The 24,301-nt window shown below is 63.3% G+C and carries 26 protein-coding genes and 1 riboswitch; of the genes, 10 read left to right on the forward strand and 16 right to left on the reverse strand.

Annotated features, from left to right (window positions below; genetic code table 11):
- Window positions 1-558: phosphate acyltransferase (locus tag RT028_RS00580; protein ID WP_312931239.1), on the forward strand; the 558-nt coding region annotated here is incomplete at its 5' end.
- Between the two features lie 59 nt (window positions 559-617).
- Here RT028_RS00580 and RT028_RS00585 read toward each other — a convergent pair.
- The 8 genes from RT028_RS00585 to RT028_RS00620 form a co-directional block, all read right to left on the reverse strand.
- Window positions 618-1,343, reverse strand: coding sequence for an OmpA family protein (locus RT028_RS00585; RefSeq protein ID WP_312931241.1), 726 nt, complete (start codon window positions 1,341-1,343; stop codon window positions 618-620).
- Window positions 1,344-1,515: 172 nt separating this feature from the next.
- Complete coding sequence (locus RT028_RS00590; RefSeq protein WP_312931244.1) at window positions 1,516-1,917, reverse strand: type II toxin-antitoxin system MqsA family antitoxin; 402 nt, start codon at window positions 1,915-1,917, stop codon at window positions 1,516-1,518.
- A 2-nt stretch (window positions 1,918-1,919) separates the two neighbouring features.
- Window positions 1,920-2,216, reverse strand: a complete 297-nt coding sequence (locus tag RT028_RS00595) for a type II toxin-antitoxin system MqsR family toxin (protein ID WP_312931247.1) — start codon at window positions 2,214-2,216, stop codon at window positions 1,920-1,922.
- Window positions 2,217-2,361: 145 nt separating this feature from the next.
- On the reverse strand, window positions 2,362-3,054 hold the full coding sequence (locus tag RT028_RS00600) for a HAMP domain-containing sensor histidine kinase (protein WP_312931250.1): 693 nt from the start codon (window positions 3,052-3,054) through the stop codon (window positions 2,362-2,364).
- The gene (locus RT028_RS00605; RefSeq protein ID WP_312931391.1) at window positions 3,051-4,655 is read right to left on the reverse strand and encodes a response regulator; all 1,605 of its coding nucleotides are present in this window, start codon (window positions 4,653-4,655) and stop codon (window positions 3,051-3,053) included. The genes RT028_RS00600 and RT028_RS00605 overlap by 4 nt, the downstream gene beginning before the upstream one ends.
- 221 nt (window positions 4,656-4,876) lie before the next feature.
- Window positions 4,877-6,241, reverse strand: coding sequence for a DUF1329 domain-containing protein (locus RT028_RS00610; RefSeq protein WP_312931252.1), 1,365 nt, complete (start codon window positions 6,239-6,241; stop codon window positions 4,877-4,879).
- Window positions 6,242-6,424: 183 nt separating this feature from the next.
- Window positions 6,425-8,311, reverse strand: a complete 1,887-nt coding sequence (locus RT028_RS00615; RefSeq protein WP_312931255.1) for a DUF1302 domain-containing protein — start codon at window positions 8,309-8,311, stop codon at window positions 6,425-6,427.
- A 292-nt stretch (window positions 8,312-8,603) separates the two neighbouring features.
- A complete protein-coding gene (locus tag RT028_RS00620) occupies window positions 8,604-10,286 on the reverse strand; it encodes a fatty acid--CoA ligase (protein ID WP_312931257.1) in 1,683 nt (560 codons plus the stop codon).
- Between the two features lie 421 nt (window positions 10,287-10,707).
- Between RT028_RS00620 and RT028_RS00625 the strand changes: the two genes are divergently transcribed.
- From RT028_RS00625 to RT028_RS00635, 3 genes are all read left to right on the forward strand, one after another.
- Window positions 10,708-11,673, forward strand: a complete 966-nt coding sequence (locus RT028_RS00625; RefSeq protein ID WP_312931261.1) for a 2-hydroxyacid dehydrogenase — start codon at window positions 10,708-10,710, stop codon at window positions 11,671-11,673.
- 53 nt (window positions 11,674-11,726) lie between these two features.
- Complete coding sequence (locus RT028_RS00630; protein WP_312931264.1) at window positions 11,727-12,725, forward strand: class I SAM-dependent methyltransferase; 999 nt, start codon at window positions 11,727-11,729, stop codon at window positions 12,723-12,725.
- A 40-nt stretch (window positions 12,726-12,765) separates the two neighbouring features.
- Window positions 12,766-12,930, forward strand: a riboswitch (yybP-ykoY riboswitch).
- Window positions 12,931-12,976: 46 nt separating this feature from the next.
- Window positions 12,977-13,561, forward strand: coding sequence for a TMEM165/GDT1 family protein (locus RT028_RS00635; protein WP_312931393.1), 585 nt, complete (start codon window positions 12,977-12,979; stop codon window positions 13,559-13,561).
- Window positions 13,562-13,725: 164 nt separating this feature from the next.
- On the opposite strand, the gene RT028_RS00640 is transcribed toward RT028_RS00635, so the two are convergent.
- The 4 genes from RT028_RS00640 to RT028_RS00655 all read right to left on the reverse strand — a co-directional run bounded on the left by RT028_RS00640 (window position 13,726) and on the right by RT028_RS00655 (window position 15,710).
- A complete protein-coding gene (locus RT028_RS00640; RefSeq protein WP_312931266.1) occupies window positions 13,726-14,541 on the reverse strand; it encodes a M48 family metallopeptidase in 816 nt (271 codons plus the stop codon).
- Window positions 14,542-14,628: 87 nt separating this feature from the next.
- Window positions 14,629-15,249 (reverse strand): SOS response-associated peptidase, encoded by a 621-nt coding sequence (locus RT028_RS00645; protein ID WP_312931268.1) that lies wholly within the window; start codon window positions 15,247-15,249, stop codon window positions 14,629-14,631.
- A 15-nt stretch (window positions 15,250-15,264) separates the two neighbouring features.
- Window positions 15,265-15,525 (reverse strand): putative signal transducing protein, encoded by a 261-nt coding sequence (locus tag RT028_RS00650; protein WP_312931270.1) that lies wholly within the window; start codon window positions 15,523-15,525, stop codon window positions 15,265-15,267.
- The gene (locus RT028_RS00655; protein WP_312931272.1) at window positions 15,525-15,710 is read right to left on the reverse strand and encodes a CPXCG motif-containing cysteine-rich protein; all 186 of its coding nucleotides are present in this window, start codon (window positions 15,708-15,710) and stop codon (window positions 15,525-15,527) included. Before RT028_RS00655 ends, RT028_RS00650 begins: the two co-directional genes overlap by 1 nt.
- A gap of 125 nt (window positions 15,711-15,835) precedes the next feature.
- Here RT028_RS00655 and RT028_RS00660 point away from each other — a divergent pair, with 125 nt between their 5' ends.
- Entirely contained in the window at window positions 15,836-17,005 is a 1,170-nt protein-coding gene (locus RT028_RS00660; RefSeq protein WP_312931274.1) for a 1-acyl-sn-glycerol-3-phosphate acyltransferase, read from the forward strand.
- 111 nt (window positions 17,006-17,116) lie between these two features.
- Window positions 17,117-17,323: a hypothetical protein gene (locus tag RT028_RS00665; protein WP_312931276.1), complete on the forward strand. Its 207-nt coding sequence runs from the start codon at window positions 17,117-17,119 to the stop codon at window positions 17,321-17,323.
- A gap of 237 nt (window positions 17,324-17,560) precedes the next feature.
- Here the strand turns inward: RT028_RS00665 and RT028_RS00670 are convergent, their stop codons facing one another.
- Window positions 17,561-18,145, reverse strand: a complete 585-nt coding sequence (locus RT028_RS00670; protein WP_312931278.1) for a YajG family lipoprotein — start codon at window positions 18,143-18,145, stop codon at window positions 17,561-17,563.
- 145 nt (window positions 18,146-18,290) lie between these two features.
- On the opposite strand from RT028_RS00670, the gene RT028_RS00675 reads away from it, so the two are divergent.
- The gene (locus RT028_RS00675; RefSeq protein WP_312931280.1) at window positions 18,291-18,524 is read left to right on the forward strand and encodes a hypothetical protein; all 234 of its coding nucleotides are present in this window, start codon (window positions 18,291-18,293) and stop codon (window positions 18,522-18,524) included.
- Window positions 18,525-19,107: 583 nt separating this feature from the next.
- On the forward strand, window positions 19,108-20,613 hold the full coding sequence (mqo, locus tag RT028_RS00680; RefSeq protein WP_312931283.1) for a malate dehydrogenase (quinone): 1,506 nt from the start codon (window positions 19,108-19,110) through the stop codon (window positions 20,611-20,613).
- Window positions 20,614-20,668: 55 nt separating this feature from the next.
- Here mqo and RT028_RS00685 read toward each other — a convergent pair whose 3' ends face one another.
- The 3 genes from RT028_RS00685 to RT028_RS00695 all read right to left on the reverse strand — a co-directional run bounded on the left by RT028_RS00685 (window position 20,669) and on the right by RT028_RS00695 (window position 22,202).
- Entirely contained in the window at window positions 20,669-20,959 is a 291-nt protein-coding gene (locus tag RT028_RS00685) for a PA4642 family protein (protein ID WP_312931285.1), read from the reverse strand.
- Window positions 20,960-21,028: 69 nt separating this feature from the next.
- A complete protein-coding gene (locus RT028_RS00690) occupies window positions 21,029-21,499 on the reverse strand; it encodes a hypothetical protein (protein ID WP_312931287.1) in 471 nt (156 codons plus the stop codon).
- A gap of 145 nt (window positions 21,500-21,644) precedes the next feature.
- On the reverse strand, window positions 21,645-22,202 hold the full coding sequence (locus tag RT028_RS00695) for a hypoxanthine-guanine phosphoribosyltransferase (RefSeq protein WP_312931289.1): 558 nt from the start codon (window positions 22,200-22,202) through the stop codon (window positions 21,645-21,647).
- A 165-nt stretch (window positions 22,203-22,367) separates the two neighbouring features.
- Between RT028_RS00695 and upp the strand changes: the two genes are divergently transcribed.
- Both upp and RT028_RS00705 read left to right on the forward strand, forming a co-directional pair.
- Window positions 22,368-23,006: a uracil phosphoribosyltransferase gene (gene upp, locus RT028_RS00700; RefSeq protein ID WP_312931291.1), complete on the forward strand. Its 639-nt coding sequence runs from the start codon at window positions 22,368-22,370 to the stop codon at window positions 23,004-23,006.
- 2 nt (window positions 23,007-23,008) lie between these two features.
- Complete coding sequence (locus RT028_RS00705; RefSeq protein WP_312931293.1) at window positions 23,009-24,283, forward strand: uracil-xanthine permease family protein; 1,275 nt, start codon at window positions 23,009-23,011, stop codon at window positions 24,281-24,283.
- Window positions 24,284-24,301: the final 18 nt, after the last annotated feature.

The raw sequence follows: 24,301 nt of genomic DNA on the forward strand, positions 1-24,301 counted from the left end.
AAGACCGCCCCGGGGTGCAGCCTGGTGTCGTCGGTCTTTTTCATGCTGTTCCCCGATCAGGTGCTGATCTATGGCGACTGCGTGATGAACCCGCACCCCAGTGCCGAGGAACTGGCCGAAATCGCCCGGCAGAGCGCAGCCTCGGCCGCCTCCTTCGGCATCGCGCCGCGCGTGGCGATGATCAGCTATTCGAGCGACTCGGCCAGCGACGAGGAAGTCGGCAAGGTGCGCGAGGCCACGCGCCTGGCCCAGGAGGCCGTGCCTGGCCTGCTGATCGACGGGCCACTGCAGTACGACGCCGCGGCCAACCCCGTCGTTGCCCGGCAACTGGCACCCGACAGCCAGGTCGCTGGCCGCGCCACGGTGTTCGTTTTCCCCGACCTGAACACCGGCAACACCACGCACAAGGCCGTGCAGCGCAGCGCCGATGGCGTCAGCCTGGGGCCGATGCTGCAAGGCCTGCGCAAGCCGGTGAACGACCTGCCACGCGGCGCGCAGGTCGATGACATCGTGCACACCATCGCTCTGACGGCCATTCAGGCCAGTCAGGTGAGCTGAAACGCACGGCGGGGCAGCCGGTTACCCGAACTGCCCCGCCGTGTCACGCTTTCACAGGCTCAAGGGTATTGCTGCACCGTACCCTGTTGCTGACCTTGTTGTTGATACTGCTGGCCAGGAATCGGCTTGAGGTTGACCTCTACGCGGCGGTTCTGCGCGCGACCATTGGCGTCGGCGTTGCTCGCCACCGGCTGGTCCGGGCCCAGGCCACGTACGGTCACGCGCGAGGCGTCCACACCTTGGGAGGTCAGATAGGTGCCCACCGACTGCGCGCGGCGCTGCGACAGGTCCATGTTGTGCTGGCGGGCGCCGGTGCTGTCGGTGAAACCGACCACTTCGATGGTGTTCTGGTTGAACTGCTTGAAGGAGCTCGCCAGGTTGTTCAGCGGCGAATAGAAGCTTGGCGCGATGCTGGCCGAGTCGGTGGCAAAGGTGATGTTGCCCGGCATGATCAGCTTGATCTGATCGCCATCACGCTGCACTTCGACGCCGGTGTTGGCCATGCTTTCACGCAGCGCTTTTTCCTGGCGATCGGCATAGTAGCCATAGCCGGCAGCGGCAGCGCCGATGGCTGCAGCACCGATTGCCGCGCCCTTGCCGCGGTGATTATGGTCGATGGCGGCGCCGGCCACGGCACCGGCCAGTGCACCAAGCCCGCCGTATTTCACGGTCTTGCTCATGCCAGCGGAGCCTTGCCCCTGGTTCTCGTAAGGATTCTGGCTGGCGCAACCGGACATCAGCGCAGCGGCGGTGGCGAGGACGATCAAAGGACGCAGGGTGAACATGGGCAAGCTCCTGAGGCAGGATGAAAAGTGCAGCGATCGTTGAGCGATCTGTACCGGGGTTGGAGTGTGTCGGGGGAGGAAAATTCCCAGGCAGCTCAGACACACTGTCCAGATGCCTGGCTCTACGGATGCGTTGCGGAGCGGGCGCCGCCACTTGAAACCAGGCAGTGAATCAGCGTCCTCGGACCTCACTCAGCAATTCTGGATGGCGATCCAGCACTTTCAGCAGTTGCACGAGCGCCAGTGGGGGTTTGGTCTTGCCGTTCTCATAACGCGAAAAAGCGTTCACGCCCCCGCCGAACAACTCGGCCGCTTCGCGCTGATCCAACAAGAGCTTTTTGCGGACTGTGGCAATGAAAGCCGGATCAACCATTGCCGTGTTCACCTGCCTGGAAAAAGCGTTCATCTCCTTCATGACCCGCTCGGACTCCGGCAAGTCGAGAATCGACTCACCGCATGATGGGCAGAACGCTCCTGTCACATCACAGATTTTGGTGGTTTCACCCTTGTAGGTGTAGGGCAGGTCACGGGTATCGTGGATCAATTGCGCAGCGCCGCACACAGGACATTTCATGTTCAGAGCTCCTTGAAGGATACGATCAGCACATCATCAATGACCGTCAGTTTCAGATACACATCCCCAACCGGGGTACGCGGTCGATACACGTCCTGCCAGATCGTGTGATCCGCGTGGGTAGTCATGCTTTTGAAGAAATCGTTGGGCGTCAGTGCCGTGATGATTGCAAGCATGCCTGACAAATCCAGTCCCAGTTCCACCGCGCCAGTGAGCGCGGACCTGGTTGTTCGGACACTCCCGGCTTGTATCAATGCTTGAACGCGCTGAAGCCTGCAGTGAGGTACACGTTTCTCCATGGGGTAAATTAACCTACTAGGTTTTTTTGGCAAGTAGGTTAACACGCGTATCTGTATCACCTCATCGGCAGACACCCTGAACATGTATCAAAAGGTTCTATGACGGCCTCTGACCGAGTTGCTGGCCGAAGCGAACACTTAGCGGCTACGGCAAATACAACTTGAACAACCCGCCCCCCAACTCCCCGCCATTGGCGATCTCGATGCGCCCACGCACCCCGCCCTGCTCATGCAGCGCGGCAATGCGCGAAGCAAAGTACAAGCCCAGGCCCGTGCTGCCGCTGCTCTGATCGATGCCTGGCACATAGTCCAGTTGCTGCTCGATCAGCCGCTCGGGGTAACCCGGGCCGTCGTCGTTGATGCAGATCACCAGCTCGGTGCCCGCTTCCTCGATGCTCAGCAGCAGGGCCTTGTCGGCATGGCGGATGGCATTGGTGAGCATGTTGGACACCACCGAAGCCACCAGCTCGCGGTCGAAGAAGGCCAGCGGCGCCATCGTGTCCAGGCGGCAGGTGGCGACGATACCGCGATGCTTGATGACATCTTCGTGAACCGCCAGCTGCGCTTCGAGGAAGTCGTCGATCTCGTGGTAATCGGGGCAGATCGGCAACTGGTTCACGCCCAGTTTGTACAAGCCGAGCAACTGCACCAGCATGCCGTTGAGGTGGCTCAGCTCGTGCTCGACGACCCCCGGCTCGCTGCCTTCGCGCAGCGCTTGGGGAATGCGCTCCAGCCACTGGTGATGAGCCTGGATCAGCGCCGAAAGCGAGTTCTTCATGTCATGCACGGTGGAGGCGATCACCGTGGAAAAATCCAGCCCCTGGTCTGTCTCATTCATGCGCCGAACACTCGGATATGCAGCTTGCGGTAACGGTCATAACGGCTGTCGCCGGGCGGAATGCCGGACACGCTGCTCAGGCAGGCGCGGCACTCCTCGATGACCGCCGGGGTCAGTTTGTCGCCGGCCACGCGCAGCAGCGCCTGGGCGGTATTCAGCGCGATGCTGATGTTCTTGCCCTGCTGCGCCAGGGCGCGGCGGAACATGCTCAGGGCCAGCTCCAGATGCCCGGCCTGGTAGGCCTTGACGCCTTGACGGTTGAGGTCCACGGCATCGGCCACGGCGTTCAGCACGTCAGGGTCTTCGGTGAGCTTGCCGACGCTCTCCATGACCTTCGGATCATCGCCGTAAGACTCCACGCACGCCTTGAGCACGGCCTTCGCCGCTACGCCCTGGCTCATGGCCTTCATCTGCGTGGCCACCGTCAAGGCCGATTCGACCGAGAAGAACTGGTTCATCTTGCCCAGGCGCTGCACGGCCTGTTCGGTGAGCTTGGCGGCCGATTCGGCGTCGCCGGCCTGCACCAGGCTGGCGGCCTTCATCATCCGCGCTCGCACTTGCATACCCTGGTCTTCGGGGTAGTCCTTGGCCACTTCGCCCAGGGCGTTGTTGATCTCGACACGGGTGCGCGCATCCAGGCCACCCGCGCTTCGGCTCATCAAGGCCTGGGCCAGGCCGAGGTTGCTTTCCGGGTCCTTGTAGCGCGAGCTCTGGCCCTGGTTCACCGCTTGGCGGAACGCCTTGGCGGCGGTGTCGAAATCTTCGTTCTCATGGGCCAGCCTGCCCAGGGTCGCCTGACGCTTGACCGACAGCGGCGACAGCCGCACCGCCTCTTCGAGCAAGCCCTGCGCGCGGCGGTTGTCGCCTTGGGCAATCAGTACATCGACCATGCCGTCGTACAGGTTGGGCATGATCGGGAAGGCCTTGATCGCCTGCTCGAATACCCCCTGCGCCTGGGCATTGCGACCGCGCTTGTGCAGCAGTTTGCCGAGCGCGGCGTACACCCACGGCTGCGGACGGCTGGAGAGGATCGCCGTGAGGTACTTTTCCAGCTCGTCGAAACGGTTCAGGTCACGCAGGGCATCGGCGCGAAAGCGCAGGCACAGTGGCGCGAAACGCGGGTCCTGCTTGCAGATCTCGGCGCAGGCCGCCAGCACTTCGGCCGGACGGTTGCGGTCCAGTGCCTGCAGGATGGGCTTGAGCAGGGTCTTGCGCTGCACCAGCTTTTCCAGACGCTGGGCCAGGCCCACACGGTTGAACGGCTTGGTGATGTAGGCGTCCGGCTCGTGTTCGAGCGCGCACAGCACAATCGACTGGCTGCTCTCGGCCGTGACCATGACGAACACACTTTCATGGCTGATCAGCCGATCGAGGATCATGTCCTCGAGCACCTGCTGGCCGTTCTTCTTGCCGTCGCCGAGGTGGAAGTCATGGAGGATGAAGTCGTAGCGCTTCTGCGCGCACATCCGCAACGCCTGTTCACCGCTGTCGGCGGTATCGACCTCGGTGGCGCCCAGCTCGCGCAGCATGGAACGGGTCGAGGTGCGGAAGTCGGTGAAGTCGTCGACGATCAGAAAGCTTTTTTGCCCGTACTGCAGCATCAACACGCCCTGTTGTAGTTGGGAAGTTGGACACATGGCGCGCGCGAACGCAGAGCCGCCGGCTGCTGTATCGGCCATGACGGACAAAACCTGAAAAAATCTGCCGCGCGGCCAGACGATAGCGCAAAGCCAGCATTGTATCGGCCACCCTTTCCTCAGGCCAGCCAGGCGAAGGATCTGGCCCGCGCTACGGTCCGCGACCGGCTGCGCCTACCCCCGACTCAGCGCACCCCCTCCTGGCGCAGCGCCGCTGGCTGGAAGTCGCTTTTGCTGGCCGTGAAGCCGAAATCATAGGCGCGCTTTTCTTCGTTCTTCATGCCCAGGGCCAGGTAGCGCTTGGATTGCAGGTCATAGATCGCCTCCAGCGTGTACCACGGCACCTGAACGTTGTAATACGACTGCGCATGGGCCTCCGACACTCGCCACAACTGGTTACGGCCATCGTACTGGTCGATCACCGCGGCCTGCCAGGTGTCTTCGTCGATGTAGACGTCACGCTTGGCATAGATGTGCCGCTGGCCGGGCTTGAGGGTGGCGACCACATGCCACACACGGCGCAGCTCGTAACGGGCGAGGTCCTGATTGATGTGCCCGGCCTTGATGATCTGGTCGTACTTGAGGCTTGGCGAATCGAGCTTGAACGCGTTGGACGCGATGTACATCTCCTGCTTGCCTTCCAGCTTCCAGTCATAGCGGTCGGGCGCGCCGTTGAACATGTCCAGGTTGTCCGAGGTGCGCAGGCCGTCGGCGGCAGTGCCTGGCCCGTCGTACGCGACCTGCGGCGCCTGGCGCACACGGCGCTGCCCGGCGTTGTAGATCCATGCCTTGCGCGGGTCCTTCACCTGATCGAGGGTCTCGTGCACCAGCAACACGGTACCGGCCAGGCGCGCCGGGGCGGTCACTTTCTGCTTGAAGTAGAACAGCATGTTCTCGGGCTTGGCCGGGTCGTAATCCTTCATCCGGTCGCTGAAGACGAACTGATCCTGGAACGAAACCGGGCTGTAGGAGCCGTTCTGCTGCGGCGTGGCCTGGATGACCAGCCGCGTGACGCTGCCGCCACGGTAACGGGTGATATGGTTCCAGATCACCTCAAGGCCTGACTGCGGCAGCGGGAACGGAATGGCCGTGCGGAAGTTGTTCAGGCCGTTGCCGCCTTGCACCAGGGTGGTCTGGGTGGCGTTCTGCTTGATCGCGGCGAACACCGCATCGGGCACCGTGGCGCTGCGGTGGGTCTTGTACACCGGCAGGCGGTAGGTGTCGGGGTAGCTCTTGAACATCGCCAACTGGCCGGGCGAGAGCTTGGCCTTGTACTGCTCGACGTTCTGCGCGGTGATGGTGAACAGCGGCTGCTCGCTGCCGTACGGGTCAGACAGAAAGCCCTTGCCGTCGACGCTGCCAGCGGTTTTCGACAGCGGCTCCCAGGGGCCGATCGAGCCGTCGGCATTGCCGGCCTTTTCGGCGCCCATGGGCGTCAGGGTGGTCCCCAGCTTGGCCGCCTGCTCGGCGGACACCGCCGCCATGACGCTGCTGCTGAGCAGGGACAACCCGAGGAAACTGGCGGTGAGCACACGTGAGGAGGTCTTCATAGCGTTATCGTCCTGATCAAGAGGCCTTGGCGCTGTACGAAAAACCTTGCGACTCGCTCGTGCCGGGTTGAAAACCGGCCGGTAGGCCGGCCCCGTCGAAACGCTCAGGTACACCTGTACGCTGCGCTTTCCTACCGGTCTTCGCCTTGCCTGAGCGTCGTCTCGAGACTTTTCATGCAGGCCTTAGAAATTCACGCCGAAGCTGAGGGCGACGAAGTCGCGGTCATCCACGGTGCTGTACTTGCCGTCGAAGAAGTTGGTGTACGAGAGGTTGGCGGTGTAGGTGTTCTGGTACTCCGCATCGACCCCCAGGCTGACCGCCTTGCGACCTTCCTCGAAGTTGCCGCCAGGGCCTGGCGAGTAACCGGAAACGTCATGGGACCAGGCCACGCTGGGCTTGAGGTTGACCCCGGCGAACACATCCGGATAGTCCCAGATCACCCGGGTCCGGTAGCCCCAGGACGTGCTGGTGGTGTAGCCGTCGTTTTCGCACTTGCGGCTGAGGTTGGCAGTGGAACTGCCGGGCCCGGCGCCGTTGATGGTGCTGGCGTTGAGCGCCAGGCAGGTGTTCTGCCCACCCGTGGCGGGCAGCGGGCCCGGGCCGAACACCGGGTCGCGGCCGTAGCGCGTTTCATACGGGTTTTCCAGCCCGCCGACATGGGTCACGCCCACCTCGCCCACCAAGGTCATGCGGCTGGCGCCCATCACCTGGTCGAAGAAATGCGTCAGCGTGGTCTGCAGCTGGGTCACTTCCTTGCGCCGGTACCCGTGCAGGTCCTGGCCGGGCACGCCGTTGAGCAGAGAGGCGTTGCTCAGCGCACCGCCCAGTGGGCGTACGCCGGAATAGAGAATGTCGGTGGTATTGAGCTGCACCGGGGCATTGGGCCGGTAGCTCAGCTCGCCACTCCAGGCCGTGCCGGTGGGCAAGGTGGTGGAGAAGCTCAAGCCGTACAAGCGGATGTCTTCGGGGTATTCGACGAAGTATTGCGAGTTCCCGGCAATGACCAACGGCGCCAGCGGACGCAGTGCTGCGGGCAGGCCAGCCACCCCTCGGAAGGCCGAAACCGGTGCGCCGGTGGCGCTGAAGATCGGCGCGCGACTGTGGTAATTCATGAAGTAGGCACCGAATTCGGTGTCCAGCGGCTCGAACATGTAGCGCATGGCCACGCCGAACTGGCCGCTGTCACGCGCATCGCGGTCCGCGCCACGGCGCACCAGCACACCCTCTGCGTTGGCGTTCACTCCCTGGCTGGCCAGGAAGCCCTGGGCGGCGGCCGGCAATGTACGGCTGCTGTTGAGCACGCGCAGGTTGTTGCCACAGCCGTCAGCGATGATGTCGGGCTGGGAGAAGAAGGTCCCGCAGTTGTCGACCACCGTCTGGTCCCATTCCAGCTGGTAGAAGGCCTCGGCCGACAGATTGTCGGTCAGGCTTTGCGACACGTAGAACATGTTGACCGGTATCAGCCCCTCCTTGATCTCCGCGCCGGGGCGACGGAAGGCGGAGACATCGATCGGGTTGATGGCATTGATGCCATTACCGATGAAGGTACTTTCGCCCCAGCTCACCACCTGCTTGCCGAATCGCACCGAGCCGGGCTGATCGGCAATCGAATAGTTGTGATAGACGAAGGCATCGAGCAGTTCGGCGCCCGACGATTTGGCGCCTTCCTTGCGGTTGGAATCGCTGATGTCCTTGAACTCACGGCCTTCATCCTTGAGCTCGAAGTCGTACCAGTACTTGCCGCGCACGAACACACCGGTATCGCCGTATTTCAGCTCCAGGTCGTGGATGCCTTTGAAGATCTTCGAAAAGGTCTCACCGCGCTTGAAGTTCAGGTGGCCGTCATCGGAGGTCTGCGACAGGCCCTTGCCGCCGTTGTTGACGCCGATCAGGTTGCGATTGCGGCTGGCGGTGGACCAGCTGGCACCGATCGACAGCGAAGAATCGAACTGAGCTTCGATCTCGCCGATGTTGAAACTGACGCCAAACGCGGGCCCGGCAAGGGTGGACGCGAGGCTGGCAGCCAAGGGCAGCTTGGCCCGGCGCCACAGTGTATTGGCAGATTTCATCGACCCTACTCCATGTCGTTTCTTGTTATGGCAACGAGTGCGGTCAGTCACGGAACAGGCGTTGCGCACCTGTGCTCCCTCCGTCGCTGAACATCCTCTGCCAGGACTATAGCCAGCTTGGACAGCGGCGCAGATCCCTCGAACGTGTGATGTGTGCCCCCTGCCCTGCTCCCGCGACGTCAGGCGCAGCGGGAGCAGAGACGAGATGAAGAATGGCTCAATGTTCAGCGATAGCAAGGTGCCATCTGCTGGGCCATGGGCGGTGCGCCATTATGCCCCGTCAAGACCCGGTTCACACGGTCGACAAGAACGGGCTGTTGCTGGCTTGCCACTGGGCGATTTCCAGGCGGATGCGTTTCTTGTCGAGCTTGCCCACGCTGGTCTTGGGAATCTCCGTGACCAGGGCGATCTGGCTGGGAATCGCCCACTTGTTGATGTGGCCCTGCGCGACGAACGGTTCGAGGTGCTGCTTGAGCGAGTGAGCGTCGAGGTCCTGGCCTGGATGGGCCACCAGCAGCGCGAAGGGCCGCTCGCCCCACTGCGGATCGGCCACCCCCACCACCGCCACTTCGCGCACGGCCGGGTGGCGGCTGATCAAGTCTTCCAGCGCCAGCGAAGACAGCCACTCACCGCCGGTCTTGATCACGTCCTTGATGCGGTCGCGAATATCGATGAAGCCCATGCCATCGAGGGTCGCCACATCTCCGGTGTGCAGCCAACCGCCGCGCCACAGCTGGGCACTCTGCTCCGGCTCGTGCAGGTAGCCCTGGGTCAGCCACGGCGCGCGCAGCACCAGTTCGCCCTGGGTGTGGCCGTCAGCCGGAAGGAACTGGCCGTGCTCATCGACGATGGCCGCCTCCACCAGCGGCACCGGCACGCCGGCCTTGAGCCGATAGGTCACGTGCTGCTCGGTGCTGCCGGCGCGCAGCTCGGCGTTGAGGTGCGCACAGGAAATCAGTGGGCAGGTTTCCGACAGACCATAGGCAGCGGTGAGCTGGATGCCTCGCGCCAGGGCAGCGTCGTACAAGGCGCGATTCAGCGCGCTGCCGCCGATGATGATCTTCCAGCCGTTGAAGTCTTCGCCATGGGCTGACGGACAGTTCAGCAGCATCTGCAGGATGGTCGGCACGCAGTGAGAGAACGTGACCTGCTCCTCGCGCCAGAGCCTGAGCAGCATCTGCGGCTCGTAGCGGCCAGGGTAGACCTGCTTGAGCCCCATCAGCGTGGCCACGTAGGGAATGCCCCAGGCGTGCACGTGGAACATCGGCGTGATGGGCATATACACGTCATCGCTGCTCATCAGCCGCACGCTGTCCAACCCACCCAGCACCGCCGCTTCTGCCAGGGTGTGCAGCACCAGCTGGCGGTGGGTGAAGTACACACCCTTGGGGTTGCCGGTCGTGCCGGTGGTGTAGAAGGTGGTGGCCACCGAGTGCTCGTCGAAGTCCGGGAAATCGTAGTGCGGGCTGGCGGCGGCCAGCAGCTGCTCGTATTCCCCGACCAGGCCCGGCAGTTCAGCGCTGTGCTCGGCGCCGTCGGTCAGCAGTACGGTCTTGTCGACCGTGGTCAGTTGCCCGGCGATGGCCTGGTACAACCCGGCGAACTCGCCGTTGACCAGCACCAGCCGGTCCTCGGCGTGGTTCATGGTGTAGAGCATCTGCTCAGGGGAAAGCCGCACGTTGATGGTGTGCACCACCGCGCCGATCATCGGGATGGCGAACATGCATTCCAGGTAGCGGTGGCTGTCCCAGTCCATCACCGCCACGGTGTCCCCGGCCCTCACGCCGGCCTCGGTCAACACGTTGGCCAACCGCGCGATGCGCTCGTTGAGCTGCGGGTAGGTCAGGCGCAACTGGTCGCGGTAGACGATTTCCCGGGTCTTTTCATAGCGCGTGCCCGAAAGCAGCAAGCGCTTGATCAGCAGGGGGTAGGCGTAGGCGCCCTCGGTGGGCGCAAGGATGCGCGTCTGTAGCATGGGGATCCCTTTCGTGACGTACGGACGGATTGGGGCGTTCGGGCACTTGACTGTAGACCGCAGCAGGCCGGGTCACATCAGTCCAAGGGCCATTTGACCGTGTCGACAGAGACGTACTGGCGCGATCGTGCAGTGACGAGCGGTTGCACTTCACTCCACCTTGTAGATAACAGGGCGATCCGGCTTCGGCTTCTCTGCAGCCCATGAGGCCCTGGCCCGACTCCATCGCTCGACGTGGCGAGGGGCATCTGGGGGTGTAGCGGTCTGTGCCGACAACCAGGCGAACCCAGGGTGTTGAGTACTCGACTGCAATCACCGCAGACTGGTCAGCCAAGGCGCTGCAAATCACCGCCCTCAGTGGTCTGACTGCGCAGTAAGCCAATCGATTTCCTTCCTGACGACTTCCACTACCGGAGCCTTCATGTCCAGCCTGCATCGCGCCGTATTCCTCGACCACGCCTCTCTCGATCTGGGCGACCTCGATCTGGCGCCGCTGCACAGCGCGTTCGACGAACTGCACCTGCACGATGCCACCGCACCGGCCGAGGTGGCGCAGCGCCTTGCCGGCGCCGTGGCGGTGATCACCAACAAGGTCGTGATCAACGCCGACACCTTCGCAGCCAATCCGCAGCTCAAGCTGGTCCTGGTAGCGGCCACCGGCACCAATAACGTCGACCTGCAGGCCGCCCACGCGCACGGCGTGACGGTGTGCAACTGCCAGGGCTACGGTACGCCATCAGTGGCGCAGCACACCCTGGCCCTGCTGCTGGCGCTGGCCACACGTCTGTGCGATTACCAGCGCGCGGTCAGCGAAGGCCGCTGGGCCAGCGCCCGGCAGTTCTGCCTGCTGGACTTCCCCATCGTCGAACTGCAGGGCAAGACCCTCGGCCTGCTCGGCCATGGCGAGCTGGGCGGCGCGGTGGCGCGGTTGGCCGAAGCCTTCGGCATGCGCGTGCTCAGCGGGCAGATTCCGGGGCGCCCGGCCCGTGACGACCGCCTGCCACTGGCCGAGCTGCTGCCGCAGGTCGACGCGTTGACCCTGCACTGCCCGCTCAACGAGCACACTCATCATATGATCGGCGCGGCCGAACTGGCCCTGCTCAAGCCAGGTGCGCTGGTGCTCAACACCGCCCGTGGCGGGCTGATCGACGAGCAGGCGCTGGCCGATGCCCTGCGCAGTGGCCACTTGGGCGGTGCCGCCACCGACGTGCTCAGCGTCGAGCCACCGGCAAACGGCAACCCGCTGCTGGCCAGCGATATTCCACGGCTGATCGTCACGCCCCACTCGGCCTGGGGCGCGGTGGAGGCCCGTCAGCGCATCGTCGGGCAACTGGCGGACAACGCCCTGGCATTCTTCGCCGGGCAGCCGTGCCGGGTCGTCGGCTGAGGCATTGCTGGTGGCTCTGTTACACTTCGCCCCTTTTTCAGGAGGCGTCGTCCATGGACCCGCGCAGTGAAGTGTTGCTCCGCCAGGCAGAGCTGTTTCAAGGCCCGCTGCTGATCGCCGGCCTCGCCCCCGATGACCTGCTCGGCCAGTTGCCCAACGCCGCTGGCTGGACCTGGCACGCCGGCGATCAGGCGCTGCTCGACAGCCGCTTCGCCGGGCGCAGCCACTACGGCACCGACGTGCCCGAGGTGGCGTTCGAGGCGGCGGTGGTGTTCATGCCCAAGTCACGCGAGCTGGCCCACTACCTGCTCAACGCCCTTGCCTCGCGTCTGGCCGGCCGCGAGCTGTACTTGGTCGGCGAAAAACGCGGCGGCATCGAGGGCGGCGCGAAAATCCTCAAAGGGTTCGGCGCCCCGCGCAAGCTCGACAGCGCTCGGCACTGCCAGCTCTGGCAGGTCACCGTGGAAAACCCGCCTGCCGCGCCTGTGCTGGAAGACCTGGCAGAGCGCTTCGAGCTGCCACTGGCTGACGGCCCGTTGCAGGTGGTGAGCCTGCCCGGTGTGTTCAGCCATGGCCGGCTGGACCGCGGCACGGCCCTGCTGCTCCAGCACCTCGACGACCTGCCCAGCGGCCAGGTGCTGGATTTTGGCTGTGGTGCCGGGGTGCTGGGCGCGATCGTCAAGCGCCGCTACCCTGCCAGCCAGCTGACACTGCTCGATGTCGATGCGTTTGCCGTGGCCAGCAGCCGTCTGACCCTGGCAGCCAATGGCTTGCAAGCGGATGTCATCAGCGGCGACGGGATCGACCATGCGCCCCTTGAACTCGACCTGATCCTGAGCAACCCGCCGTTCCACACCGGGGTTCACACCGATTACCGCGCCTCGGAAAAATTGATGGAAAAATCAGGCGAACATCTGCGAAAAGGCGGCGAAATGCGCTTGGTGGCGAACACCTTCCTGCGTTACAAACCCCTGATCGAAGCGGCCCTGGGCAACTGTTCTATCCGCGTGGAAGAGGCGGGTTTTCGCATTTACCAGGCCCATCGCGCCTGAAAAACAGCGCTTGCCGAATCCGTTCGGCGAAGGCAGAATCCGCTCCGTCCTAGGGGAGTAGTCTCCCGCGAGCCCAGCGCTCGCCCGGTACGCGTCAACATACTTGGTCCTCCGACCATGGCGCGTACGACCTACGACCCGCGCAGACGGGTCCAGGGTTTGACAAGACCTATGACACGCACACCTTACCCGGGGCGGGAAGGTCGTACGTGTCATAGCCGTGTCGACCCGCCCCCGTAGGAACCCTGATGCTGGAATCATTGCTGGTCCCCACCGCCATCGTGGCGCTCGCCGAAATCGGCGACAAGACGCAACTGCTCGCCCTCATTCTCGCTGCCCGCTTCCGCAAGCCCTGGCCCATCATCGCCGGCATCGTCGCCGCGACCCTGGCCAACCATGCGGCTGCTGGCGCAGTGGGTGCATGGGTAGGCAGTTTCTTCAGCGAATCGGTGCTGCACTGGATCCTCGCCGCCAGCTTCACAGCCACGGCCCTGTGGACACTGGTGCCAGACAAGATGGACGACGACGAGACCAGCAAGGCGCGGCGCTTCGGGCCTTTCCTGACCACGCTGATCGCCTTTTTCCTGGCAGAGATCGGCGACAAGACCCAGGTTGCCACGGTGATGCTGGCCGCCCAGTACCCTGACCTGATCATGGTCATCATCGGCACCACGCTGGGCATGCTGATCGCCAACGTGCCGGTGGTGCTGGCGGGCAATTTCGCCGCCGACAAACTGCCCCTGACCCTGATCCGCCGACTCGCCGCCACCGCGTTCGTGGTACTGGCGATCGTCGCGGTGTATTCGGCGATGAAGGCCAGTGGCTGGATCGGCTGAGCGGATCGGGCCGCCATGCCGTGCGTGTCGGTCCGAGAGGCAGCGGGCCTGATCGTTCACAGGCGTGCGCAGCGCTCGAACCTGGAACGCTCCCGCTCAACGAGCATCGCCCCAGCGGCAGAACCGCTGGGGCGATGGACACACTTCACGGCCGGGGCGAAGCGTTACTTCTTCGAGGCCAGATACAGCGGCATGACCTTCGGAATGGCCGCTTCGAGCGAAGCGATGCGGCTATCGGAAGCCGGGTGAGTGCTCATGAACTCAGGCGGCGACCCTTCGGAAGCCTTGCTCATCTTGTTCCACAAGGTGATTGCCGCGTTCGGGTTGTAACCGGCACGGGCCGACAGCTCCAGACCGATCAGGTCAGCCTCGTTCTCGTTGGCACGGCTGTTGGGCAGGGTCAGGGAGTAGTTGACCACGGTATCGGCCAACGCCAGCCCCCCCTCACCCAGACCCAGCAGAGCACCGGCGCCATTGCGCGCCATCTGCACTCCATAGGCCTTGGACATCGCTTCGCGGCCATGCTCGCGCAGAGCGTGCGCGATTTCATGGCCCATGACCGCCGCGAGTTCGTCGTCCGTCAGCTTGAGCTTGTCGATCAGCCCAGTGAACACGATGATCTTGCCGCCTGGACCGCAGTTGGCATTGAGCTCGTCACTCTTGATGACGTTGACTTCCCACTTCCACTGCGCCGCATCGGCACGCAGCTTCGGCGCCTGGGCGATGAGCCGGTCGGCGATGGCCTGGACGCGGCGCGCATCAGTGCTGCTCTTGTCCAGCACGCCTTGGCTGGAGGCTTCGCTGAGGGTCTTCTGGTACGACTGGGCGTACATCTGGTTGACTTCATCGGTCGACAGCATGCTGAACATGTACTGCTTGCGCTGTACGCCGACCGAGTCGCCGCTGGTGGTGTTGACCGCCTGACAGCCGCCCAGCACAACGCCGGCACTGAGCAGGCTGACGAGAAAAACTTTACGCATGGAAAGGCTCCTTTTTACATGCCGCGTATCCTAGGCGCAGATGCTGACGCGCTGCTAGGGTCTCTGGCGGGTTTTTGTCGATACGGTTCACGCAGGCGTAAGGCACTCGGGCGCATCCAGCGTCGGATCATTGACCAGATTGGCCAGGGCGCGTTCCCGAAGGGCAGCAGACGGTTGCGCGAGCAGCTCGTGTAAACGTGCGGCAGGGGTGTCGAGGTCGAGCCAGGCGGCCTGGCCTGCGGCATCGAGCAACAGCGGTCGACGCTGGTTCATCGCCGCCTGAGTGACCACTGCGCAACTGAGCCAGACCTGCTCCTGCACCGGGTAAGCCTCCCAGATGGCGGCCATGTACAGCGTGGCGCCGTCCCCTGCAGTCAGCCAGTACGGGCGCTTGCGCACGGTGCCGCGCCACTCGTAGAAACCATTGGCCGGCATCAGGCAGCGGCGCAGGCGAAACGGCTCGCGAAACATGGGCTGCTCGGCCAGGGTTTCGGCGCGGGCATGGGCCGGGGTGCGGGTCATGTCGGTCAGCCAGGGCGGCGTCAGGCCCCAACGCGCGCGGGCCAGCGACAGTTCCCCGTCGAGACGCCGCTGCATGAGCACTGAAGCACCCGGAGAAATGTTCCATTGCGCCTGCTGGTCGGCGGGAAAGCCCGGCAGCGCGGCGAACGAAGGGGACCAGCGAAACAAGGCGTAGCGTCCGGACATGACGAAAACAGAGACCTAGCAGATGAGTGTGCCGGGGTAGCTTTCCGGCTCGTCGCCAGCGACTGGCTGGGCGGCATTGTACGCATCGATCAGTTGCCGTGCGTAACCGGCCTGCTCATCCACCACGGCCAGGCCAAGCAAACCGTGCATCGGCAGCTCGCCAGTGGCGCCGACCAGATCACGCCCGGTGAGAAACACCTCGATACCCTCACTGGCCAGCATGCCGATCAGCATCTGCGCTTCCATGAGGTTTTCCGGCTCGTAGATGCGCCGCATCAGGCGTCATCCTCGCGTCGCACTTCCAGCCACCATTCGGCGCCCTCGACCTGCAACACGAACACCACCGGCTGGCAGCACACCTGGCAGTCTTCGGTGTACGCCTGATCGCCGGCCGACAGGTCGACCAGGGTCTGCACACGCTCACCACAGTACGGACAATCGTACGCATCCTCTTCCAGCATCGCGGTCTCCCCATGGACTTGTGCGTATAATCGGCGGTCTGTCTGCAGGGCCTGCGGGCGGCCGAGCCGTTTCTCGGGCCCAGCCCTGCCTTTACTACCTTAGCCGTTTCCAACAAGAGAGCATGATGGGCGAATTCGATGCCATCCGACCCTATGACGACGCTGAAGTCCCTGCCGTTCTGGCGCGCCTGCTCAGCGACCCGGCATTTCTGGACCTTCTGACCCGCTACCGATTCCCCCGCGCTGCCGGTGCCTTCGGCTGGCTGCTCAAACCCCTGATCGCCCGCCGCCTGCGCCAGCAGTTCGCCGGCGTCACGTGCGTATCGACCCTGCAAGACAAGGTCGAACACTACGTCGACCGCACCATCGATCAGGCCACCGACGGCGTGACCTACACCGGCGTCGAGCAACTCAAGTCCGGCACTCCGTATCTGTTCCTGGCCAACCACCGTGACATCGTCATGGACCCGGCCTTCGTCAATTACGCCGTCTACCACGCCGGCCTGCCGACCCCACGCATCGCCATCGGCGACAACCTGCTGCAAAAGCCGTTCGTCAGCGACATGATGCGCCTGAACAAGAGCTTCATCGTTCACCGCTCACTCACCGGGCGTCGGGAAAAGCTCGCCGCGTTCCAGCTGCTGTCGGCCTACATCAACCACTCGATCCGCCACGATGGCGCCTCGATCTGGATCGCCCAGGCCGAGGGCCGAGCCAAGGACGGTGATGACCGCACCGACTCGGCGATCCTCAAGATGTTCCACATGAGCCGCAAGGATGAGCCCTTCGGCGCCGTGATCCAGAGCCTGAACCTGATTCCGGTATCGATCAGCTACGAGTACGACCCCTGCGACCAGGCCAAGGCCCGCGAGCTGTACATCCGTGCGACCAGTGGCACCTACAGCAAGATGCCGGGCGAGGACGACAACAGCATCGCGCTCGGCATTACCGGCTACAAGGGCCGGGTGCACATTCACTTCGCTCCGCCGCTCACCACCTATCACGACGACACCAAACAATTGGCCCAGGCCATCGACCAGCAGATTCTCGGCGGCTATCGACTGTTCCCGGTGCATTACCTGGCCTACGCCATGTGGGCTGACAAGGATGCCGCGCTGCAGGTGCCGGGCGCCGAAGCGGTGTTCCCGGCCGCTGAGCTGGCCAAGGCCCAGGCCGAGTGGCAACGGCGCCTGGACGCCTGCCCGGTGGAGCAGCAGCCTTATCTGGTGTTGCAGTACGCCACGCCGGTGCGTAACCAGTATCAGGTCAAGCGCGCAGCCGAGCTCAACCGCTGATCCTCACTGGCCTGCCCCGGTCGTCAGGGGCCGGGGGGATAAATCCCCTTGTCACACACTCGTCATCAAGAAAGGCCACCCTGTCGGCCTTTCTCGCAACGGAGTGTGATCATGCTGCATGCCCAGAACCAGGATCGTCTGTACCTGGTTGCCCAGAGTGATGAACAACAAGCGCTGATCGACGGTTTCGCCATCAACGTCCAGGATCGCCACTGGCTGGTGTACTGCGCGCTCGGTGGCCATGCCCATCAGGACTTGCCGGATGTCGACCTGTTCACCGGCATCAGCATGCTGGACCTGCACGTGCAGGCTGCCTGAATCGCAGGCATGAAAAAGCCCGCGACTGCGCGTAATGCTGTTTCAGTCAAGCGAATTTGAATTGGTTAGGACTGCCTGGTAGCCCATCGCGGCTGAAGCCGCTCCAACAGGTTACGCATAGCCTGTTGGAGCGGCTTCTAGCCGCGATGGGCCGCAGAGCGGCCCCAAGTCATGTTGATTCGGCTCAACTGAATAGCATTACGCAACTGCGCGGGCTTTTTTGTGCCTGTCCGGCCCTTACTGGCTAAGGACCTGGCCGATGGCCTGGTCCTTGAACAGGCGAGTGAGCGCGTCGCTGAGCACATCGCTGACCAGCTTGGTGTTGGTTTCCTGGTTCGGCGCCATGCCGAAGCGCTGATCCAGCGAGGCGCCGTAGCGACCGCTGTAGTTGCGGCCATTGCCGGCCACATCAGCACGGAACGTGGCGCCGATGGTGGCTTCGGTCACGTACATCTTGTCTTTGGGCGACTGGTACTTGAGCTCGGCCAGGGTCACGGTCAGCCGAGGCGCATTGCCAGCGTTCGCCGTAGGGGTAAAGCCCAGCAGGCGCACCGCAGCTTCAGCCTGAGCTTGCAGCTTGGGCACGATCTCGTTGCCGCTGACGCTGATGGTGCTGGTTTCGGGATACATGCCACCACGCGTGCCCAGTGAAGGCGATGGACGGCCATCGACCACCCTGACCACGACCGGCTGACCGTGCCCGACCGGCGCCAACTGCGCGTTCAGCTTGGGTTGTGGGGTGAGTTGCTGCGGGCTATGTGCACATCCGACCAGACTGAGGCTGGCTACCGCGATCACACCGAACAACAGACGTTGCAACATGCGCATTTCTCCAGAAAAAGCCGCAAAGGCCCACAGTATACCCACGCCCCGGGCGACCAGCCATCAGCCCGACACGGTTGTCACAATGGTTTAACCGGCCACGACTACGCTCGCCCCCATGTCAGACACTTCGGGAATCGCTGCCATGGCCTCGCTCTGGAACCTGCTGTTCAAACGCCCGCGTCATCAGACCTACGCCCGCCTCGACAGCCAGGGCCGCTGCCTGGCATTCAAGGAGTGCTCGGCGCTGCCTGAAAGCGGTCTGTGGGTACACGTCACGGAAGCCCGCCTGGCCTGGCTCGGGCAGCCGCTGCCGCACAGCGCCAGGATTCGTCGCAAAAGCGGAAGGAACTGGCAGCCGAGCAGTCTGCCGGCCTGACAAACGTCGCAATAAAATCCTCGTTCAGGCGCCTTTTCTGCCCGCGACCTGGCTATAATCTGGCCCCGATTATAAGGACGTCTCCTGATCGGGCCCCCGCATCCGCCGTTTGACCCCGGCACCTTCACTGCCTCGCCCACAGAGAGCCTTCCACTCAGGTCTTGCCCTCGCTGTCGCCTGCGTTTTTTCTGGCGTGCGCTGGTGCATGAATCTGCGGGTTGTGTTCGCGCAGCCCACTTTTGAGGTTCACGCCTCCAAAAGAGCGTGAAAAATGAGACTACTTCACAAGAGTGTGGCGAGCAATGAACAGTCTGGCATGTGTATATGCGACACAAGCGTCTCGAACAGCGCCGAACAGGCGGCCAACGTGCTCATCGAAAGCGCACGTCGAGGCCGGTGCATAGCGCACGCGAGGCACCTTGACCATAAGTCGAATTGCCGCAGGTGGGGCAAACAGCGTTCAATAGACGAACGTAAAGGCTTATTGGCGGTGTCCACGAGCGTTGCACGAACTGCGAAACGTCGGACATGGCGATCCTGCCGTGCTGTCAAATAGGTTGCTGTAGAGTGTGGAGACGCGTTAATGGCGCAGAACGAAGCGGTTGATGTAGTACTGGTAGGCGCGGGCATCATGAGTGCCACCCTGGCCGTACTGCTCAAGGAACTCGACCCGAGCCTCAAGCTCGAGGTGGTCGAGGCAATGGACTCGGGGGCTGCGGAAAGCTCCAACCCCTGGAACAACGCAGGCACCGGCCACGCAGGCCTGTGCGAACTCAACTACACCCCGCAAGCGGCCGATGGCAGCATCGACATCAAGAAGGCCGTGCACATCAATACCCAGTTCGAGGTCTCCCGCCAGTTCTGGTCGTACCTGATCAACAACGGCAGCCTCGGCGCGCCACGTGATTTCATCAACCCGGTCCCGCACCTGAGCTACGTCGAAGGTGACAAAGGCGTGGCCTTCCTCAAGAAGCGCTTCGAGCTGCTCAAGCAGCACCATGCCTTCGCCGAGATGGAATACACCGAAGACAAGGCCGTGATGCAGCAGTGGATGCCGCTGATGATGCCGGGCCGCCCGGCCGACCAGCACATTGCCGCGACCCGCGTGATGAAAGGCACCGACGTCAACTTCGGCGCCCTCACCAATCAATTGCTCAAGCACCTGGGCAATGCCTCGGATGCGCAGGTCAAGTACAGCAAGAAAGTCGTCGGCCTGCGCCGTAACGGCAGCGGCTGGACGGTGACCGTCAAGGACGTCAACAGCGGCAGCAGCCGTGACCTCGATGCCCGCTTCGTGTTTCTCGGCGCTGGCGGCGCGGCGCTGCCGCTGCTGCAGGCCTCGGGCATCCCGGAGAGCAAGGGCTACGGCGGTTTCCCGGTCAGCGGCCAGTGGTTGCGCTGCGACAATCAGGAAATCGTGCGCCAGCACCAGGCCAAGGTCTACAGCCAGGCCGCCGTCGGCGCGCCGCCGATGTCGGTGCCACACCTCGACACCCGCGTGGTCGACGGCAAGACCTCACTGCTGTTCGGCCCCTACGCCGGCTTCACCACCAAGTTCCTCAAGCACGGCTCGTTCACCGACCTGCCCTTCTCGGTGCGCATGGGCAACATCGGCCCGATGCTCGCCGTTGCGCGCGACAACATGGACCTGACCAAGTACCTGGTCAGCGAAGTGATGCAGTCGATGGAGCAACGCCTGGAATCGCTGCGCCGCTTCTACCCCGAAGCCAAAGCCGAGGACTGGCGCCTGGAAGTGGCGGGTCAGCGCGTGCAGATCATCAAGAAAGACCCGAAAAAAGGCGGTGTGCTGCAGTTCGGCACCGAACTGGTTGCCGCCCAGGACGGCAGCCTCGCGGCCCTGCTGGGCGCATCCCCAGGTGCTTCGGTGACCGTGTCGATCATGCTGGAACTGATCGAACGCTGCTTCCCCGAGCAAACCCACGGTGCCTGGGCCGCCAAGTTGCAGGCGATCTTCCCGGCTCGGGAAAAGACACTGGCCACCGACGCTGCGCTGTATCAGCAGATCAGCGCCAACAACGACGCCACGCTGCAGATGGTCGACACGCATCCGGCGCAGCACTACGCCTGATCCGCCCGACAAAAAAAACGCCCTTCGGGGCATTTTTTTATTGCCGTTGAAAACCTCAGCCGCGCGCTTTTTCGATGATCTCGATGTACTCGGGCGCCGTACGCTGGTCGGCGATCTGCTCGATGAAGGTCTTGCCCTCAGCGTCCTTGCCGTCCAGGTCGAGACCGGCTTCGACGAAAAACCCGACGAAACGCTCGAAGTCATCCACGCGCAGGCCGCGGTAGGCTTTGACCAGCTTGTGCAGCGACGGCGACGTCACGTCATCGGCAGGCTCGAACTGAAGAAATGCCTTGATGTAGTCATCGCTGATTTCATCACCAATTACCTGTTTCTTGTCTTTACGCATCAAAGGCTCCGGCTGCAACGATCAGAAAAATTCAAAGGGCCGCAGTGTACCCTTCGCGGCCGACAGCCCTCAACGCGTACGCACCGTGCCGGTGTGCAGGTCAGCCCAGATATGGCCGTTTTCATAGGTGAGGAACTGCACGTAAAGGGTGTCATTGCGCAGCAGGTCCATGATCACGCGATAGTCGCTCACCGGGTAGGTCAAGGTGAGGCGGTGCGCGGCGGCATCGTACACCGGCTTTTTCAGGCTCTTGCCGCCCTCGGCGTCGAAGGTCAGCAACACCTGGCCAATGCTTGCCCCCTTGCTGAGCGGCTTGCCCTTGAGCGTGATCTGCAGGCTCGAGGTGATGGGGATCGGCTGTTGATCCGATTGACGCTGCGCCCCCACCACCACCGTGTAATCGGTGACCTGCAGCAATTGCTGTGAGGTCGGTGGCTGCTGGCGCAGTGACTGGTCGTCCGGGGGCAGGAACTGGCTGTGCAGCGGTGCGGCGGACAGCGGCAGGCTGAGGGCCAGCAGCAGAGGAACGAGTGCACGCATGGGAGGCTCCTTGGCATGAGGAGGCACTCTAGCACGCCACTTCCAGCAATGGCCTCATGGGCTCGCGTCAGCCGCACGGCGTGCGGCCCGGCCAGAGGGTGGCCCCGCCCTGGGCCTCATGCGCTCATGCGCCCAGGGCGCCAGCTCACATGCCTTTGACGGCAAAGATCCCATTGGCGTTGCGCCAGTAGCCTTTGTAGTCCATGCCGTAGCCGAAGATGTAGCGATCGACGCACGGCAGGCCAACGTAGTTGGCTTTCAGATCAGGGCTGGCCTTGCGGTCGTGGTCCTTGTCGATCAGCACGGCGGTGTGCACGGCGCGGGCGCCGGCGTGGGTGCAGAAGTCGATGATGGCACTCAGCGTGTGGCCTTCGTCGAGGATGTCATCGACGATCAGGACATCGCGATCGATGAACGAGACCTCCGGTTTGGCCTTCCAGAACAGCTCGCCGCCGCTGGTCTGGTTGCGGTAGCGCGTGGCGTGCAGGTACGAGGCCTCGAGCGGGAACTGCAGGTGGGTCAGCAGCTTGCCGGCAAAGATCAGACCGCCGTTCATGACGCAGAACACGACCGGGTTCTTGTCATGCAGCTCGCGGGAAATGTGCTCACCCACCTTGGCGATGGCAGCTTCCACTTGCGCTTCGGTGTACAGGCAGTCTGCCTCGTGCATGACTTGACGGATATGCTCGAGATCGGCGGGCATGGCGCGCTCCAGGGGGCTGGGAAATGGAAAAGCGGGCAAAGGTACGCATCCGTTCGCCGCAGATCAAGCGAATATGCACTAACGTCCACAAAGCTGGACGACATGCCGAAGCGAATAGATTAATCTAGCGCGGTTTTTTTGCCCGCCTTCCGGAGCCTTCTTTTTATGCCCACTCGTGAGATCCGCCATCCGCTGATCCGTCATAAGCTCGGCCTCATGCGCCGCGCCGACATCAGCACCAAGAATTTTCGCGAACTCGCCCAGGAAGTCGGCGCGCTGCTGACCTATGAAGCCACCCAGGACCTGGCCCTGGAAACTTACGAAATCGACGGCTGGTGCGGCAAGGTGCCGGTCGAGAAAATCGCTGGCAAGAAGATCACCGTGGTGCCGATCCTGCGCGCCGGTATCGGCATGCTCGAAGGCGTCCTCAGCCTGATCCCGGGTGCCAAGGTCAGCGCCGTCGGCGTTGCGCGCAACGAAGAAACACTTCAGGCCCACACCTACCTGGAAAAGCTCGCGCCGGAAATCAACCAGCGCCTGGCCCTGATCATCGACCCGATGCTGGCCACCGGCAACTCCATGGTTGCCACCATCGACCTGCTCAAGCGCGCTGGCTGCCGGGACATCCGCGCCATGGTGCTGGTGGCCGCCCCGGAAGGCATCGCCGTGGTCGAGAAAGCACACCCGGACGTGCGCATTTTCACCGCCTCGATCGATGAAGGCTTGAACGAGGACTCCTACATCGTTCCAGGCCTGGGCGATGCCGGTGACAAGATCTTCGGCACCAAGCAGAAGGACGCCTGATCATGCAGGACGGCTTCAACGACCCGCTCTGGCGCCAGGTCGTTTCGGGCGCGCAGATGCTCTTCGTGGCATTTGGCGCCCTGGTGCTGATGCCACTGATCACCGGTCTCGACCCTAACGTCGCCTTGTTCACCGCAGGCCTGGGCACGCTGCTGTTCCAGATCGTCACGGGCCGTCAGGTGCCGGTGTTCCTGGCTTCCAGTTTCGCCTTCATTACCCCGATCATTCTCGCCAAGGGGCAGTTCGGCCTGGCCGAGACCATGGGCGGTGTCATGGCCGCAGGGTTCGTCTACACCTTCATGGGGTTGATGGTGAAGATCAAGGGCACCGGTTTCATCGACCGCCTGCTGCCGCCGGTGGTCATCGGCCCGGTGATCATTTCCATTGGTCTGGCCATGGCGCCCATCGCGGCCAACATGGCCATGGGCAAGGCCGGTGACGGCAGCGAGCTGATCCATTACCAGACCGCCATGCTGATCTCCATGCCCGCTCTGCTCACCACCTTGCTGGTGGCGGTGTTCGGCAAAGGCATGTTCCGCCTGGTGCCGATCATCTCGGGCGTGCTGGTGGGTTTTGCCCTGTCGTTCTTCTTTGGTGTGGTCGATACCGCCAAGATCGCCAACGCGCCGTGGTTCGCATTGCCGAACTTCACGGCACCTGCGTTCAACTGGCAGGCGATCCTGTTCATCGTGCCGGTGGCGCTGGCGCCGGCCATCGAACACATCGGCGGGGTGATTGCCGTGGGCAGCGTGACCGGCCGTGACTACCTGAAAAAGCCGGGCTTGCACCGCACCCTGCTCGGTGATGGCCTGGCCACCACCGCAGCCGGCCTGTTCGGTGGGCCGCCCAACACTACCTACGCTGAAGTCACTGGCGCGGTGATGCTGACCAAGAACTACAACCCGAAGATCATGACCTGGGCAGCGGTGTTCGCCATTACCCTGGCCTTCATCGGCAAGTTCGGCGCGCTGTTGCAGAGCATTCCGATCCCGGTCATGGGCGGCATTCTCTGCCTGCTGTTCGGCTCGATCGCGGCGGTGGGGATGAACACGCTGATTCGTCACCAGATCGACCTGGCCGAAGCGCGCAACCTGGTGATCGTTTCGGTGACCCTGGTGTTCGGTATCGGTGGCGTGCTGATCGGCAGTGGCGACGGCCCGGATGACTGGGGCCTCAAAGGCATTGCCCTGTGCGCCGTGGTGGCGATTGCCTTGAACCTGATCCTGCCCGGCAACGATGGCTGGAAGAACAAGAAGCTCGACGACCAGTTGCCCTGACCTCAGGCCGACTGTTGA

Origin of the sequence: Pseudomonas sp., assembly GCF_032058845.1 — a bacterium.
Lineage (GTDB): Bacteria > Pseudomonadota > Gammaproteobacteria > Pseudomonadales > Pseudomonadaceae > Aquipseudomonas.